Origin of the sequence: Streptomyces sp. NBC_00016, assembly GCF_045040885.1 — a bacterium.
GTDB lineage: Bacteria > Actinomycetota > Actinomycetes > Streptomycetales > Streptomycetaceae > Streptomyces > Streptomyces coriariae.
In genome coordinates, this window is sequence record NZ_CP108304.1 from 3,184,110 (window position 1) to 3,198,559 (window position 14,450).

General features: G+C 70.2%; 17 protein-coding genes and 5 tRNA genes. 7 read left to right on the top strand and 15 right to left on the bottom strand.

Annotated elements, in window-relative coordinates:
* Positions 1-20 precede the first annotated feature (20 nt).
* Positions 21-1,226: an FAD-dependent monooxygenase gene (locus tag OG933_RS13885; RefSeq protein WP_405627323.1), complete on the top strand. Its 1,206-nt coding sequence runs from the start codon at positions 21-23 to the stop codon at positions 1,224-1,226.
* On the opposite strand, the gene thiD is transcribed toward OG933_RS13885, so the two are convergent.
* Both thiD and OG933_RS13895 read right to left on the bottom strand, forming a co-directional pair.
* A complete protein-coding gene (gene thiD / locus OG933_RS13890; RefSeq protein WP_362531427.1) occupies positions 1,201-2,016 on the bottom strand; it encodes a bifunctional hydroxymethylpyrimidine kinase/phosphomethylpyrimidine kinase in 816 nt (271 codons plus the stop codon). The genes OG933_RS13885 and thiD overlap by 26 nt on opposite strands.
* Complete coding sequence (locus OG933_RS13895; RefSeq protein ID WP_362531424.1) at positions 2,013-2,984, bottom strand: thiamine-phosphate kinase; 972 nt, start codon at positions 2,982-2,984, stop codon at positions 2,013-2,015. The genes thiD and OG933_RS13895 overlap by 4 nt, the downstream gene beginning before the upstream one ends.
* 206 nt (positions 2,985-3,190) lie before the next feature.
* On the opposite strand from OG933_RS13895, the gene OG933_RS13900 reads away from it, so the two are divergent.
* Positions 3,191-3,424, top strand: coding sequence for an Lrp/AsnC family transcriptional regulator (locus OG933_RS13900; RefSeq protein ID WP_020128743.1), 234 nt, complete (start codon positions 3,191-3,193; stop codon positions 3,422-3,424).
* A 20-nt stretch (positions 3,425-3,444) separates the two neighbouring features.
* Positions 3,445-3,960, top strand: coding sequence for a DUF3515 domain-containing protein (locus tag OG933_RS13905; RefSeq protein ID WP_405627326.1), 516 nt, complete (start codon positions 3,445-3,447; stop codon positions 3,958-3,960).
* 62 nt (positions 3,961-4,022) lie between these two features.
* Here OG933_RS13905 and OG933_RS13910 read toward each other — a convergent pair whose 3' ends face one another.
* The 3 genes from OG933_RS13910 to OG933_RS13920 are packed head-to-tail and all read right to left on the bottom strand — an operon-like array spanning position 4,023 to position 7,134.
* Entirely contained in the window at positions 4,023-5,180 is a 1,158-nt protein-coding gene (locus tag OG933_RS13910) for a D-alanine--D-alanine ligase family protein (protein WP_362531419.1), read from the bottom strand.
* Positions 5,181-5,239: 59 nt separating this feature from the next.
* On the bottom strand, positions 5,240-6,250 hold the full coding sequence (locus OG933_RS13915) for an NAD(P)H-dependent glycerol-3-phosphate dehydrogenase (protein WP_020128746.1): 1,011 nt from the start codon (positions 6,248-6,250) through the stop codon (positions 5,240-5,242).
* A complete protein-coding gene (locus OG933_RS13920) occupies positions 6,247-7,134 on the bottom strand; it encodes a lysophospholipid acyltransferase family protein (protein ID WP_362531416.1) in 888 nt (295 codons plus the stop codon). The genes OG933_RS13915 and OG933_RS13920 overlap by 4 nt, the downstream gene beginning before the upstream one ends.
* 164 nt (positions 7,135-7,298) lie before the next feature.
* Between OG933_RS13920 and cofC the strand changes: the two genes are divergently transcribed.
* Together cofC and OG933_RS13930 are read left to right on the top strand one after the other, a co-directional pair.
* Positions 7,299-7,937, top strand: coding sequence for a 2-phospho-L-lactate guanylyltransferase (gene cofC / locus OG933_RS13925; RefSeq protein WP_362531414.1), 639 nt, complete (start codon positions 7,299-7,301; stop codon positions 7,935-7,937).
* 9 nt (positions 7,938-7,946) lie between these two features.
* The gene (locus tag OG933_RS13930) at positions 7,947-8,150 is read left to right on the top strand and encodes a hypothetical protein (RefSeq protein WP_020128749.1); all 204 of its coding nucleotides are present in this window, start codon (positions 7,947-7,949) and stop codon (positions 8,148-8,150) included.
* Positions 8,151-8,279: 129 nt separating this feature from the next.
* Here the strand turns inward: OG933_RS13930 and OG933_RS13935 are convergent, their stop codons facing one another.
* The 4 genes from OG933_RS13935 to leuC form a co-directional block, all read right to left on the bottom strand.
* Positions 8,280-8,957: an HU family DNA-binding protein gene (locus tag OG933_RS13935; RefSeq protein ID WP_362531411.1), complete on the bottom strand. Its 678-nt coding sequence runs from the start codon at positions 8,955-8,957 to the stop codon at positions 8,280-8,282.
* 138 nt (positions 8,958-9,095) lie between these two features.
* Positions 9,096-9,326: a hypothetical protein gene (locus OG933_RS13940; protein WP_028806672.1), complete on the bottom strand. Its 231-nt coding sequence runs from the start codon at positions 9,324-9,326 to the stop codon at positions 9,096-9,098.
* Between the two features lie 275 nt (positions 9,327-9,601).
* Entirely contained in the window at positions 9,602-10,195 is a 594-nt protein-coding gene (gene leuD / locus OG933_RS13945; RefSeq protein ID WP_267018264.1) for a 3-isopropylmalate dehydratase small subunit, read from the bottom strand.
* A gap of 6 nt (positions 10,196-10,201) precedes the next feature.
* Positions 10,202-11,632 (bottom strand): 3-isopropylmalate dehydratase large subunit, encoded by a 1,431-nt coding sequence (gene leuC / locus OG933_RS13950; protein ID WP_020128753.1) that lies wholly within the window; start codon positions 11,630-11,632, stop codon positions 10,202-10,204.
* 189 nt (positions 11,633-11,821) lie between these two features.
* Here leuC and ndgR point away from each other — a divergent pair, with 189 nt between their 5' ends.
* A complete protein-coding gene (ndgR, locus tag OG933_RS13955) occupies positions 11,822-12,538 on the top strand; it encodes an IclR family transcriptional regulator NdgR (RefSeq protein WP_028806673.1) in 717 nt (238 codons plus the stop codon).
* 74 nt (positions 12,539-12,612) lie between these two features.
* Here ndgR and OG933_RS13960 read toward each other — a convergent pair whose 3' ends face one another.
* Complete coding sequence (locus OG933_RS13960) at positions 12,613-13,107, bottom strand: DUF4188 domain-containing protein (RefSeq protein WP_362531406.1); 495 nt, start codon at positions 13,105-13,107, stop codon at positions 12,613-12,615.
* A gap of 38 nt (positions 13,108-13,145) precedes the next feature.
* On the opposite strand from OG933_RS13960, the gene OG933_RS13965 reads away from it, so the two are divergent.
* Entirely contained in the window at positions 13,146-13,790 is a 645-nt protein-coding gene (locus OG933_RS13965; protein ID WP_142266306.1) for a MerR family transcriptional regulator, read from the top strand.
* An 89-nt stretch (positions 13,791-13,879) separates the two neighbouring features.
* Here OG933_RS13965 and OG933_RS13970 read toward each other — a convergent pair.
* The 5 genes from OG933_RS13970 to OG933_RS13990 all read right to left on the bottom strand — a co-directional run bounded on the left by OG933_RS13970 (position 13,880) and on the right by OG933_RS13990 (position 14,394).
* Positions 13,880-13,952, bottom strand: a tRNA-Glu gene (locus OG933_RS13970).
* A 28-nt stretch (positions 13,953-13,980) separates the two neighbouring features.
* Positions 13,981-14,052: transfer RNA gene (locus OG933_RS13975), tRNA-Gln, on the bottom strand.
* Positions 14,053-14,072: 20 nt separating this feature from the next.
* Positions 14,073-14,145: transfer RNA gene (locus OG933_RS13980), tRNA-Glu, on the bottom strand.
* A gap of 62 nt (positions 14,146-14,207) precedes the next feature.
* A tRNA-Glu gene (locus tag OG933_RS13985) sits at positions 14,208-14,280 on the bottom strand.
* A gap of 42 nt (positions 14,281-14,322) precedes the next feature.
* Positions 14,323-14,394: transfer RNA gene (locus OG933_RS13990), tRNA-Gln, on the bottom strand.
* Between the last annotated feature and the right edge of the window lie 56 nt (positions 14,395-14,450).

The window sequence follows — 14,450 nt, forward strand, 5'->3', positions numbered from 1 at the left end:
TCGCCGCGAGGCTTCTGCGCATGACGAAGACCCACAGCAGCCTCAGTCACCTGTCCGTCCTGATCTCCGGGGCGAGCGTCGCCGGTCCGGCGCTCGCGCTCCACCTCGTCCGGTACGGCGCCCGCGTCACCGTCGTCGAGCGGTCCACGGACCTGCGCGCGGGCGGCTTCGCCGTCGACTTCCGGGGGCACGTCCACCGCGAGATCCTCACCTCCATGGGCATCTGGGACGAGATCCACGCCCGTCAGACCCGCATGGGCCGCCAGATCGTCGTCGCCGAGGACGGTTCGCCGCGCGTGGACCTGCCGGCCGAGATGATGAGCGGTGACGTCGAGATCCTCCGCGGCGACCTCGCGCAGATCATGTACGAACGCACCTGTGACCACGTCGAGTACGTCTTCGGCGACTCGATCGCCACGCTCGCAGACACCGCCGCGGGTGTCGACGTGACCTTCGAGGAGAACGCCCCGCGCCGCTTCGACCTCGTGATCGGCGCCGACGGCCTGCACTCGAACACCCGCCGGCTGGTCTTCGGTGACGAGTCCCGCTACCTGCGCTTCTTCGATCACTACGTGGCCGCCTTCGAGGTCCCCAACGACCTGGGCCTGGACCGTACCGGGCGGCTGTACAGCGAGCCGGGCCGCGCGATCGCCCTGGGCAACTACGACGGCGACCCCGCCCGCGCCGGCGCGCTGCTGGTCTTCCGTTCGCAGCAACTCGCCTACGACCGCAGGGACATCGCCACGCAGAAGCGGATCCTCGCCGAGCGGTTCGCGGGGATGGGCTGGGAGGCGCCGAAGGTGCTCGAGGCGCTCGCGGACGCCGACCGGCTGTACTTCGACGCGATCGCGCAGATCCACGTCGACCGGCTCGCCGAGGGCCGGGTGGCCCTGCTGGGGGACGCCGGGTACGGCGCGACCATGGGCGGCATGGGGACGGGCGCGGCCATCGTCGGCGCCCACGTCCTGGCCGGTGAGCTGGCCCTCGCGGGCGGCGACCACCGGACCGCGTTCGCCGAGTACGAGAACAGGATCCGGTCCTTCGCCAAGGGCTGCCAGAAGATCTCCGGCAACGCGGGCCCCTTCTTCGCCCCGCCGACCGAGCGGCGCATCCGCAACCGGGACCGGATGTACCGGCTGCTCGGCTCGCCGCTGCTGGCCGGTGTCTTCAAGCGGCTCACCGAGAAGGCGGCGACCGACATCAGGCTCCGGCCGTACCCCGGGTGAGATCCCAGCCGTGGTCCACGGGGCCGATGCCGGAGCCGAGTGCGAATCCGGCGGCGATCGCCCCGGTGACGTAACGCTTGGCCGCCGCCACCGCCTGCGGTACGGAGCTCCCCTTCGCCAGGTGTGCCGCGATCGCGGACGCGAGGGTGCAGCCCGTGCCGTGCGTGTGCCGGTTGTCGTACCTCGGCGCCCGCAGCCAGTGCTCCTCGTGCCCGTCCGTCAACAGGTCGACGGCGGCACCGGGGAGATGGCCGCCCTTGATGAGCGCCCAGCGCGGCCCGTACGCCAGCACGGCGGCCGCCGCGTCCCGCAGCTGCTCCTCCGACTCGACCCGCACGCCCGTCAGTTGGGCCACCTCGTCGAGGTTCGGGGTGGCGACGGTGGCGACCGGCAGCAGCTTCGTCCGTACGGAGTCCAGCGCGGAGGCGGCCAGCAGCGGGTCCCCGTGCTTGGAGACCCCGACCGGGTCGACGACGACGGGAGCACCGGTGCCCGCGAGCAACTCGGCCACCGTCTGGACGAGTTCGGCGGAGGCGAGCATGCCCGTCTTCACCGCCTGGACACCGATGTCGTCGACGACGCTGCGGTACTGGGCGCGGACCGCCTCCACCGGCAGCTCCCAAGCCCCCTGCACGCCTTGGGAGTTCTGCGCGGTGACCGCCGTGATCACGCTCATGCCGTGCACGCCGAGCGCGAGCATCGTCTTCAGGTCGGCCTGGATCCCGGCCCCGCCGCCGGAGTCGGAGCCGGCGACGGTCAGCACCCGGGGCGGGGTCCCGAGCGCGCTCACGGCTCCATGTCCCCGTCCCCGAAGTGGTCCCAGCCGCCCTTGCTGGTCCAGGGCGCCCCGTCGACCGTCACCTGGGGCAGGGCGGACGGGTTGAGGACCTCGCCGATCACCTTCCAGCGGGCGGGCAGCTTCACGTCCGGCGGGAAGGTCGCCACGATCGCGTGGTCCTCTCCCCCGGTCAGCACCCACTGGATCGGGTCGACGCCGACGGCCTGCCCGATGTCGTTCATCTGGGTGGGGATGTCTATGGCGCCGGAGCGGATGTCGATCCGGACCTTGCTGGCCTCGGCGATGTGCCCGAGGTCGGCGATGAGCCCGTCGCTGACGTCGCACATCGCCGTCGCGCCGAGCGAGGCCGCGGCCGGACCCGCGTGGTAGGGCGGCTCGGGACGCCGGTGGGCCTCGACGAAGGCGCGGGGCGAGCGGAAGCCGCGGGAGAGGACCGCGTACCCGGCGGCGGACCAGCCCAGCCAGCCGGTCACCGCGACGAGGTCGCCGGGCTGGGCGCCGCCCCGGGTGACCGGCTCCTGGTTGCGCAGGTCGCCGAGCGCGGTGATCGACACCATGATCGTGTCGCCCCGTACGACGTCGCCGCCGACCACCGAGGCACCGGCGACCTGGCACTCGTCGCGCAGGCCGTCCATCATCTCGGACGGCCAGGTGACCGGCAGTTCGGCGGGCACGACGAGGCCGAGCAGGAGGGCCGTCGGCACCGCGCCCATGGCGGCGATGTCGGCGAGGTTCTGCGCGGCGGCCTTACGGCCCACGTCGTAGGCCGTGGACCAGTCGCGGCGGAAGTGCCGGCCCTCCAGCAGGATGTCGGTGCTGGCCACGACCCGGCGGTCGGGCGCGGCGACCACTGCGGCGTCGTCGCCGGGGCCGACCCGTACCGCGGGGGTGGTGGTGAGACGGGAGGTGAGCTCCCTGATGAGCCCGAACTCCCCGAGCTCACCAACAGTGCCCTTCATTGCCCTTTCGCCCCTTCTGTACCTGTCCGTGCCCGGTCGCGCGTAACCAGTGTCCTCGATACGGTCGAGTCAGCCGTCAACTTCTGTCGTGCCTGCACCCCGGCGCGCGAGCCGTGGTTCGCGCAGGTCTCCCCGCGGCGAGCGGCGACGCGATACCGTGGCGTTCCTTTTCCCCACATGATCCTCGTGGCCGCCCTGGAGGTTCCGTGGTACAGGCGTACATCCTGATCCAGACCGAGGTCGGCAAAGCGTCGACCGTCGCCGAGGAGATCGGCAAAATCCCTGGCGTCGTCCAGGCCGAGGACGTGACGGGACCTTATGACGTGATCGTGCGGGCCCAGGCCGACACAGTGGACGACCTCGGCCGCATGGTGGTCGCCAAGGTCCAACAGGTGGACGGGATCACCCGTACCCTGACCTGCCCGGTCGTGCATCTGTAGCCCCCGTCTAACCTTGGCCGGTGAACCTTTTCCGGCACCGGCACCGGCACCGCACTGTCCTCGGGCTGCCCGCTCTCGTCCTGCTGTTCGCGACCGCGGGCTGCTCCTCAGCAGACGACAGCGCGTCGACGGTGGTTCCCAGCCCCGGAGCGAACGCGACGAAGCTGTGCCGGAACCTGGACAAGGTACTGCCGTCGAAGGTGGACGGTGAGAGCCGCCACGATCCCGAGCCCGCCTCCGCGCTGACCGCGGGCTGGGGAGGCCCGGCGATCATACTGCGCTGCGGTGTCACGCGGCCGCCGAAGATGATCGACCCGAAGGTCGCCGACGGCACCGACCCGGACGCGGTGGCCGGCGGGGTGAACGGCGTCGACTGGCTGATGGAGAAGCGGGACGGCGGGGGCAGCCGCTTCACCACGGCCAATCGGGGCGCGTATGTCGAGGTGACGGTGCCCGAGAGCGCGGACAGCTCCGGGGCTCTGGTCGATCTGGCTCCGGCCATCAAGAAGGCGATCCCCGTGGGGATCGCCGACTAGATCATCCGACCGGTCCGGACCAGGATCGGTCCGGGACCGGACCCGGATCGGTCAGACGTGGATCAACGCAGGCCCGTCGACCTGCGCAGGGCCGCCTGCACCAGGCGGTCCACCAACTCCGGGTAGCCGATGCCGGTCGCCTGCCACATCTGCGGGTACATCGAGATCGGGGTGAAGCCGGGCATCGTGTTGATCTCGTTGATGACGAACTCGCCCTCGTCCGTGAGGAAGAAGTCCGCCCGGACCAGGCCCTCGCAGGACGCCGCCTCGAAGGCCTCCACCGCCAGCTCGCGGACCTGCGCCGTCTCCTCGTCCGTCAGCGGCGCCGGGACGATCCCCGGGGTCGAGTCGATGTACTTGGCGTCGAAGTCGTAGTACGCGTGCGCGTCCGGCGGCGGGATCTCGGCCGGGACGGAGGCGCGGGGGCCGTCCTCGAACTCCAGGACACCGCACTCGATCTCGCGGCCCCGCAGCGCCGCCTCGACCAGGATCTTCGGGTCGTGGCGCTGGGCCTCGGCGATCGCCTCGTCGAGCCCGGACAGGTCGTCGACCTTGGTGATGCCGATGGACGAGCCCGCGCGCGCGGGCTTCACGAAGAGCGGCCAGCCGTGCTCGCCGGCGAAGTCGACGATCTTCTTGCGGGCGGCCGACTCGTCCCGGGCCCACTCGCGCGGCCGGATCACCACGTACGGGCCGACCTTGAGCCCGAAGGAGGTGAACACCCGCTTCATGTACTCCTTGTCCTGGCCGACGGCCGAGGCGAGCACACCCGCACCCACGTACGGGACGCCGGAGAGCTCCAGCAGACCCTGAAGGGTGCCGTCCTCGCCGTACGGGCCGTGCAGGACCGGGAAGACGACGTCGACCTCGCCGAGGGCCTTCGGCACCGATCCCGGCTCGTAGTAGACGACTTCGCGGCTGGCGGGGTCGACGGGGAGCACCACGCCGCCGTCCCGCGACTCGGCGAGTTCGTCCACGTCGGGCGTACGGCGGTCGGTGATCGCCATGCGCTCGGGTGCGTCGGCGGTGAGGTACCAGCGGCCCTCGCGCGTGATGCCGATCGGCAGGACCTCGTACTTGGTCCGGTCGATGGCTTTGAGGACCGCGCCGGCCGTGACCACGGAGATCCCGTGCTCGGAGCTGCGACCGCCGAAGACAACGGCCACCCGCGGCTTGCGGACGGGCTGCTGAGGGCTCTGGGGGAGGTTCTCGGTGCTCATATCGGCTTGAGAGTACCCGGTGGTAGGGCCGGGAGTCAGCGTCCGCCCACCGGGTTCGCTCAGCGTCGCTCGGGCTTCGCGCTGCGCGACATCAGCTCCTTGAGGGCGACCACCGGAGGCTTGCCCTCGTGGACGATGCCGACGACCGTCTCGGTGATGGGCATGTCGACGCCGTGCCGGCGCGCCAGATCCAGCACCGACTCACAGGACTTGACGCCCTCGGCGGTCTGCCGGGTGACCGCGATGGTCTCCTGGAGGGTCATGCCCTTGCCGAGGTTGGTGCCGAAGGTGTGGTTGCGGGAGAGCGGCGAGGAGCAGGTCGCCACCAGGTCGCCGAGCCCGGCGAGTCCGGCGAAGGTCAGCGGGTCCGCGCCCATCGCCAGGCCCAGCCGGGTGGTCTCGGCGAGGCCGCGCGTGATCAGCGAGCCCTTGGCGTTGTCGCCGAGGCCCATGCCGTCCGCGATGCCGACCGCGAGGCCGATCACGTTCTTGACCGCGCCGCCCAGCTCGCAGCCCACCACGTCGGTGTTGGTGTAGGGGCGGAAGTACGGCGTGTGGGAGGCGGCCTGGAGTTTCTGGGCGACGGCCTCGTCGGTACAGGCGACCACGGCCGCGGCGGGCATCCGGGAGGCGATCTCCCGCGCGAGGTTCGGCCCGGTGACGACGGCGATCCGGCCCGGGCCCACCTTGGCAACGTCGTCGATGACCTCGCTCATCCGCATGGTCGTACCGAGCTCGACGCCCTTCATCAGTGACACCAGGACGGTGTTCGGGGCGAGCAGCGGCGTCCAGTCGGCGAGGTTGGCGCGCAGGGTCTGCGAGGGGACCGCGAGGACGGTGAAGTCGGCGTCCCGGGCGGCCTCGGCCGCGTCGGCGGTGGCGCGCAGACTGCGCGGGAGTTCGACGCCGGGGAGGTAGTCGGGGTTGGTGTGCGTGGAGTTGACCGCGTCGACGAGCTCGGGGCGGCGTGCCCACAGCGTCACCTCGCAGCCCGCGTCGGCGAGGACCGTACCGAAGGCGGTCCCCCATGATCCGGTACCGAAGACGGCCGCCTTCACGGACTTGCTCACTTGCTGTTCTCCCCCTCGTGACTGGTCTGCGCCTGAGTGGTCTTCGCGTGACCGCTCTGCGCGTGGTTGGTCTGCGCGTGTCCGGACACCGCGCCCTCGATCTCCGCGGCGATATCGGCACCGGACTCCGCACCGGATACCGCCCCGGACTCCGCCCGGGTGCGGCGGCGCTGCTCGATCCGCTCGCGGCGCGGGTCGTAGGGCGTCTCGGGCGCCTTCTCGCCGCGGATCTCCTCCAGCTGGACGGTGACGGCCGCCATGATGACCTCCGTCGCCTCCTTGAGGAGTTCCGGGGTCATCTCGTGGCCGTAGAACCGCGTGAGGTCCACGGGCGGGCCGGCCAGCACGTGGTGGGTCTTGCGCGGAAGGAGGTTGGGCTTCCTGGCGTACGGCGGCAGCAGTTCGTTGGCGCCCCACTGGGCAACGGGGATCACCGGGCACTTGGTCTGGAGGGCGACGCGCGCGGCACCGGTCTTGGCGGTCATGGGCCAGCCGTCGGGGTCGCGGGTCAGGGTGCCCTCGGGGTAGAACGCGACGCACTCGCCGCGCTCCACGGCGTCGATCGCGGCCCGGAAGGCGCTCAGCGCGTCCGTGCTCTCGCGGTAGACGGGGATCTGCCCGGTGCCGCGCATCGCGGCACCGACGAATCCCTCCTTGAAAAGACCGCTCTTCGCCAGGAATCGCGGCACGCGTCCGCTGTTGTACTGGAAGTGCGCGTAGGCGAAGGGATCGACATGCGAATTGTGGTTCACCGCGGTGATAAAGCCGCCGTCGGCCGGAATATGCTCCATTCCGCGCCAGTCCCGCTTGATCAGAACCACCAGCCAGGGTTTGCAGAGGACCGCAGCGAAGCGGTACCAGAAGCCGATTCTGCGGCGGGGCACGCGGACACCTTCCTCTAGGACTTCCCATGGCCTGCTCCGGGGCCTGGGGGCCGCACAAGTGTCGCCCCGGGCCGCCGGTCTGTCGAGAACACGGTACGCCCGCGCGTCCGGCCGGCGGATGGGCCGGGTGACAATGGCCGCGACACGAGAGGGACGGTACGCCGGTGCAGTGGACCTTGGTCATACCCCTGAAGCCCTTGGCGCTGGCCAAGAGCAGGCTCGCGGACACCGCCACCGACGGGCTTCGCCCGGGCCTCGCCCTCGCCTTCGCCGAGGACACCGTGGCGGCCGCACTGGCCTCACCTGCGGTGCGGGATGTGGCAGTAGTCACGGACGACGCCCTGGCCGGGCGGGTCCTGGCGGCCCTGGGCGCCCGGATCGTGGCCGACGAGCCGCGCGGGGGCCTCAACGCCGCCCTGACCCACGGGGCCGCCGCCGTACGCGCCTTCCGTCCCGATTCCCCGCTGGCGGCCCTCAACGCCGATCTGCCGGCCCTGCGCCCGTCGGAATTGGCCCGGGTGCTGGAGGCGGCCGGGGAATTCCCCCGCTCTTTTCTCCCGGATGCGGCCGGGATCGGCACCACGCTTCTCGCCGTCGCCGCCGGCCGTGAATTGCTTCCCGCATTCGGCACGGATTCCCGGGCCCGGCACCGCTCCTCCGGGGCCGCGGAACTCCGCCCGGAGGGGGTGGATTCCGTTCGCCAGGACGTGGACACCGGCGAGGATCTGCGCGCGGCGCTGTCCCTGGGGGTGGGTCCCCGGACGGCCGCAGCGGCGGCGCATCTGCTGATTCCGGGGCAGTAGGCTGCCGCCATGCAGGCGACCGCATACACGTACGACCCCGACACCCGCAGCGGACAGGTGCTGCTGGACGACGGCACACCGGTGCCCTTCGACGCCCCGGCGTTCGACGCGGGCGGGCTGCGGCTGCTGCGGCCCGGGCAGCGGGTGCGGATCGAGGTGGAGGGGGCGAAGGACAGCCCCCGGATCACCCTGGTGACGCTCCAGACGTTCTGACGTTCTGACGTTCTGACGTTCTGACGGCCTCGTGCTCTTGGCCGAGGGCCCTCCGGGCGCCCGCCCGACACGCCGCGGGCCGGACTTCCGAGAGGGAGTCCGGCCCGGCGCGTGAGTGCCCCTGCTGTCCTACGCCTTGCGGGCGGTGGTCTTCTTGGCGGTGGTCTTGCGCGCGGTCGACTTCTTGGCGGGGGCCTTGGTCGTCGCCGTCGCCTTCTTCGCGGCCGGGGCCTTCTTGGCCGTCGTCTTCTTGGCGGTGGCGGACTTCGCGGTGGTGGTCTTCTTCGCGGCCGCGGTCGTCTTCTTGGTGGTGGCCTTCTTCGCCGTGGTCTTCTTGGCGGTGGCCGTGGTCTTCTTCGCGGCTGCCGTCGTCTTCTTCGCAGCGGCCGTGGTCTTCTTCGCGGCGGCCGACGCCCTCTTCGCCGGGGCGGCCTTCTTCGCGGCGGCCTTCTTGACCGTGGCGGAAGCGCCGCCGGTCAGGCTGCCCTTGGGGGCCTTCTTCACGGCGACCTCGCCACCGCGCGGGAGCTTCTTGGAGCCGCTCACCAGGTCCTTGAAGCCCTGTCCTGCGCGGAAGCGCGGCACGGACGTCTTCTTGACCCGAACCCGCTCGCCCGTCTGGGGGTTGCGAGCGTAGCGGGCCGGCCGGTCGACCTTCTCGAACGAACCGAAGCCGGTGACCGAGACCCGGTCCCCCGCGACCGTCGCGCGGACGATGGCGTCCAGGACCGCGTCGACCGCCTCGGCGGCCTGCTGGCGGCCGCCCACCTTGTCGGCAATCGCTTCTACGAGCTGCGCCTTGTTCACGTCTTCCCCTTCGGAGACATTAGCCGGAACGAAACTGTTCAAGCTTTTTCGCACGTTAGGCAGATATATACCGCAAATCAAACACGAAACGGGCTAATCACCCTTGTGCCGCAACGAAATCGGCTGCTCCGGAGACGATCAACGCTCCCCTTCGGGCATTCGCCCCTCGTCGAGGTCCGCCATGAACCGCTCCAGACGCCTTGTCGCATCGGCGAGATCGTGCTTGGCCGCGGCCGTAATGACCAGCAGCTTCCGGGTCAGCGCCATCCGTACGCCCTCCGGGACTTGCAGTGCACGCACTCTTGTGTGCGCTTCCTTGAGCTGGTTCGCGACCGCCGTATAGAGCTCGAGTTGGCCGTCGTGTTCCATGCACAGATTGTGCCATCTGGGGCGAGTTGTCGCCCGCCCAGGGGGCAACTGCCGCCTCAAACGGCCGCCCCGGCACTTCCGGCGGTCGCTTCCACACAAGGCGCGTACCCCGGCAACAACCCCTCTAACGTGGGAAGTTGGGAGGCAGGGCGAAGATTCACGGGGCCGAACGGGTGCAGACACAGCCGTACCCCCGATCGGTCCGATCGGGGGTACGGCGGGGGTGTCGCGGTGGCCGAAACTCGACCTGCTCAGGGCCTGCTCGGGCCCCGGGGTCAGAGCTGGAGCGTCCTCGGCTTGTACGTCGGGCGCTTGGCCTCGTAGGCGGCGATGTCGCCCTCGTTCTGGAGGGTGATGGAGATGTCGTCCAGCCCGTTCAGCAGCCGCCAGCGGGAGTTCTCGTCCAGCTCGAAGGAGGCGGTGATGCCCTCGGCCCGCACCTCACGCGCCTCGAGGTCGACCGTGATCTCGGCCTGCGGGTCCTGCTCGGTGAGCTCCCACAGCGCGTCCACGATCTTCTGCTCGATCACCACCGTGAGCAGGCCGTTCTTCAGCGAGTTGCCCCGGAAGATGTCGGCGAAGCGGGACGAGATGACGGTCTTGAAGCCGTAGTTCTGGAGTGCCCAGACGGCGTGCTCACGGGAGGAACCGGTGCCGAAGTCGGGGCCGGCGACCAGCACGCTCGCGCCCTGCCGCTCGGGGCGGTTGAGGATGAAGGTCTCGTCCTTGCGCCAGGCCTCGAACAGCCCGTCCTCGAACCCGTCCCGCGTGACCTTCTTGAGCCAGTGAGCAGGGATGATCTGGTCGGTGTCGACGTTGGAGCGACGCAGCGGGACGGCCCGGCCGGTGTGCGAGATGAATGCTTCCATGACTGATCAGACTCCAGCGGGCGTACGGGTCTCGGCGTCGGACAGGTCGGCCGGGGAGGCCAGGTGGCCCAGGACGGCCGTAGCGGCCGCGACCTGCGGCGACACCAGGTGCGTGCGACCGCCCTTGCCCTGCCGGCCCTCGAAGTTGCGGTTGGAGGTGGACGCCGAGCGCTCACCCGGGGCCAGCTGGTCGGGGTTCATGCCGAGGCACATCGAGCAGCCCGCGTGCCGCCATTCGGCGCCGGCGTCCTTGAAGACGACGTCCAGGCCCTCGGAGACGGCCTGGAGACCGACCCGCACCGAACCGGGGACGACCAGCATCCGTACGCCGTCGGCGACTTTGCGGCCCTCGACGATGGCGGCGGCGGCCCGCAGGTCCTCGATCCGACCGTTGGTGCACGAACCTACGAAGACGGTGTCCACGTTGATGGAGCGCAGCGGCTGCCCGGCCTCCAACCCCATGTATTCCAGGGCCTTTTCGGCGGCGAGGCGCTCCGAAGCGTCTTCGTACGAAGCCGGGTCGGGGACGGACGCCGAAAGCGGCGCGCCCTGACCGGGGTTGGTGCCCCAGGTGACGAACGGCGACAGCGCGGCACCGTCGATGACGACCTCGGCGTCGAACTCGGCGTCCGCGTCCGTCTTCAGCGTCTTCCAGTACTCGACCGCCGCGTCCCAGTCCGCGCCCTCGGGGGCGTGGTCGCGGCCCTGGATGTACGCGAAGGTGGTCTCGTCGGGGGCGATCATGCCCGCGCGGGCGCCGGCCTCGATCGACATGTTGCAGATGGTCATCCGGGCCTCCATCGAGAGCTTCTCGATGGCGGAACCCCGGTACTCCAGGATGTAGCCCTGGCCGCCGCCGGTACCGATCTTGGCGATGATCGCCAGGATCAGGTCCTTGGCGGTCACGCCGTCGGCCAGCTCGCCCTCGACCGTGATCGCCATGGTCTTGGGGCGGGCCAGCGGCAGCGTCTGGGTGGCCAGCACGTGCTCGACCTGCGAGGTGCCGATGCCGAACGCCAGCGCGCCGAACGCGCCGTGCGTGGAGGTGTGCGAGTCGCCGCAGACGACGGTGGTGCCGGGCTGGGTCAGACCCAGCTGCGGGCCGACGACGTGCACGACGCCCTGCTCGACGTCTCCGAGCGGATGCAGCCGCACACCGAAGTCGGCGCAGTTCTTGCGCAGCGTCTCCAGCTGGGCGCGCGAGACCGGGTCGGCGATCGGCTTGTCGATGTCGAGGGTCGGGGTGTTGTGGTCCTCGGTCGCGATGGTGAGGTCGAGACGGCGCACCGGGCGGCCGTTCTGCCGCAGCCCGTCGAAGGCCTGCGGGCTGGTCACCTCGTGCAGGAGATGAAGATCGATGAAGAGGAGGTCGGGCTCGCCCTCGGCGCGCCGGACGACGTGGTCGTCCCAGACCTTCTCCGCGAGTGTCCTACCCATCGCTTTCCCTCCGGCCGGCAATGACGCACCGGCCCAACTAGAGATCTTGTGGAGGCGACGCCCGTTGCCCCTGTTCCCGGGCACCCGCCGCCAGGCCCGTTGGTCCGCGGGCCACCATGCGTCCAAGGGTTGCGCGTCTCACGGAAAAATGAACTTGCGTTTCACAGAGTGAGACGGGAGTATCGTTGCATGGACAACAGTAGCGGCGTCGGCGTTCTGGACAAGGCAGCCCTTGTCCTGAGCGCCCTGGAGTCCGGTCCGGCCACCCTCGCAGGCTTGGTCGCTGCCACCGGACTCGCACGACCCACGGCTCACCGGCTTGCCGTGGCTTTGGAACACCACCGTATGGTGGCGCGCGACATGCAGGGCCGTTTCATCCTCGGCCCCCGCCTGGCCGAGCTGGCCGCGGCCGCCGGCGAGGACCGCCTCCTCGCCACCGCCGGCCCGGTGCTGACGCATCTGCGTGACATCACGGGCGAGAGCGCACAGCTCTACCGCCGCCAAGGGGACATGCGCATCTGCGTGGCCGCGGCGGAGCGCCTGTCCGGCCTTCGGGACACGGTCCCGGTCGGTTCCACGCTGACGATGAAGGCCGGTTCCTCGGCCCAGATCCTGATGGCCTGGGAGGAACCCGAGCGTCTGCACCGCGGCCTCCAGGGCGCCCGCTTCACGGCGACGGCCCTGTCGGGCGTACGGCGCCGCGGCTGGGCCCAGTCCATCGGTGAGCGCGAGCCGGGCGTCGCGTCCGTGTCGGCTCCCGTCCGCGGCCCCTCCAACCGCGTGGTGGCCGCCGTCTCCGTCTCCGGCCCCATCGAGCGCCTGACCCGCCACCCCGGCCGTATGCACGCCCAGGCGGTCATCGACGCGGCCGGCCGCCTCTCGGAGGCCCTGCGCCGCACCGGCTGACGCCGTACGGGAAAGGGCGGCCTCAACGCCGCGGCAGCCCTTTCCCGTACGGCAGGATCACCCAGCAGGAGCCCTTACGGCGCGGACCGGTACGAGAAGCGGTCCTTCGCGTACCGCCCCCGCTCCTCCAGCGGAACCTGCCCATGCGCCGCCGCGAGGCCGAACGCCGGCATGTCCCCGTAGATCGCCTCGTACGACCCCTCCGGCACGACGTACGTCTCGTGCCAGATCCCCACATGCCCGCGCACCTTCCCGCCCCGTTCGATGCGGTTGATCTTCGCCCAGGCCTCGTGGTGGAACGCGTCGGGCGCGGTCGCGTAGGCGTACAGCTTCTCCTTGGACTCCCAGTACTGGACGACGTAGTACGTCCGCGGCGAGGCCGTCAGGAGCACCCGGGAGAGCAGACCGCGGCCCGGATCCTTCTTCAGCTCCGCCAGCATGCGGAACATCGCCAGCATGACCGGCACCCACTGGTGCACGGCCCAGAAGTGGTTGACGCGCATTCCGATCAGCAGGACGACCACGTCTCCCCGGGCGTCCGCGGTGGTACGGCTGGCTGTGAAGGACATGCTTGGATAGTGCCGCTAACCAACGAAGGGCACAAGGCATGCGGCTGGCCGAACTGAGCGAACGCAGCGGTGTGTCCACCGCGACGATCAAGTACTACCTGCGCGAGGGGCTCGTGCCGCCCGGCCGCCAGGTGAACGCCACGACCGCCGAGTACGACGACGAGCATCTGCGCCGGCTGCGTCTGGTGCGGGCGATGATCCAGGTGGGCGGGCTGCCGGTGGCCACGGTCCGCGACGTGCTCGGCCATGTCGACGACGAGTCCCTGGGCCGCACGATCCGGCTCGGCGCGGCCCTGTGGGCGCTGCCGCAGGTGGCCGAGCCGGACGCGGAGGACGAGTACGTGCGCGCCGCCCACCTGGAGGCGGACGAACTGCTGGGCACCCTGGGCTGGTCGAACGCCCGGCAGCTGACGACCATCTCCCCCGCCTACCGCTCGCTGGTGGTGGCGGTGGCCGCACTGCGCCGGCTCGGCTACGACTGGAACGCCGAACTTCTCGTGTCCTACGCCCGGTTGATGCACCGGGCGGCCGTGCTCGACCTGGACTTCGTGGAGACCCGGGAGTCGGAGCCGGAGCGGATCGAGGCGGCGGTGCTGGGCGCGATCCTCGTCGAGCCGATGATGCAGGCGCTGCACCGGCTGGCGCAGGAGGAGGAGTCGGCGCGGCGGTACGGCTTCGCATGAGACCGAACACACGGAAAGAGTCCGGACACGCGGAAAGAGTCCGGATACGCGGAAAGCCCCTCGCCGAAGCGAGGGGCTTTCCGATCGCGTACCCCCGACCGGATTCGAACCGGCGCTACCGCCTTGAGAGGGCGGCGTGCTAGGCCGCTACACAACGGGGGCCTAAATCATGCGTTTCCGCAGATCAGAGCTGGTCTACCAGGACTCGAACCTAGAATGACGGTACCAGAAACCGTAGTGTTGCCAATTACACCATAGACCAAGGTGATTCAATGAAAATCGTACCCCCGACCGGATTCGAACCGGCGCTACCGCCTTGAGAGGGCGGCGTGCTAGGCCGCTACACAACGGGGGCCCTAGCGATCCTGCATCGAGGTGAGAGGGAGCTACCCGAGCTCTCCTCGCGGGAAGGATCTGTACCCCCGACCGGATTCGAACCGGCGCTACTGCCTTGAGAGGGCAGCGTGCTAGGCCGCTACACAACGGGGGCTTCGTGGAGTAGATCTCCACAGGCGCAGATAAGCTCTGCGAGCTGGCCTACCTGGACTCGAACCAAGACTAACTGAACCAGAATCAGTCGTGCTGCCAATTACACCATAGGCCACTGGAACGCAAGCCCCACAGGGGTTCTTGTTCTAGCGTTGCTCCTCCGGTTCCGGC

What these genes read in the sequence shown, in the direction of transcription:
- OG933_RS13885 (WP_405627323.1), top strand. Translation starts at nt 21, where the DNA reads ATGACGAAGACCCACAGCAGCCTCAGTCACCTGTCCGTCCTGATCTCC.
- OG933_RS13895 (WP_362531424.1), bottom strand. Translation starts at nt 2,984, where the DNA reads ATGAAGGGCACTGTTGGTGAGCTCGGGGAGTTCGGGCTCATCAGGGAG.
- OG933_RS13910 (WP_362531419.1), bottom strand. Translation starts at nt 5,180, where the DNA reads ATGAGCACCGAGAACCTCCCCCAGAGCCCTCAGCAGCCCGTCCGCAAG.
- OG933_RS13930 (WP_020128749.1), top strand. Translation starts at nt 7,947, where the DNA reads ATGCAGGCGACCGCATACACGTACGACCCCGACACCCGCAGCGGACAG.
- OG933_RS13940 (WP_028806672.1), bottom strand. Translation starts at nt 9,326, where the DNA reads ATGGAACACGACGGCCAACTCGAGCTCTATACGGCGGTCGCGAACCAG.
- leuD (WP_267018264.1), bottom strand. Translation starts at nt 10,195, where the DNA reads ATGGAAGCATTCATCTCGCACACCGGCCGGGCCGTCCCGCTGCGTCGC.
- leuC (WP_020128753.1), bottom strand. Translation starts at nt 11,632, where the DNA reads ATGGGTAGGACACTCGCGGAGAAGGTCTGGGACGACCACGTCGTCCGG.
- ndgR (WP_028806673.1), top strand. Translation starts at nt 11,822, where the DNA reads ATGGACAACAGTAGCGGCGTCGGCGTTCTGGACAAGGCAGCCCTTGTC.
- OG933_RS13960 (WP_362531406.1), bottom strand. Translation starts at nt 13,107, where the DNA reads ATGTCCTTCACAGCCAGCCGTACCACCGCGGACGCCCGGGGAGACGTG.
- OG933_RS13965 (WP_142266306.1), top strand. Translation starts at nt 13,146, where the DNA reads ATGCGGCTGGCCGAACTGAGCGAACGCAGCGGTGTGTCCACCGCGACG.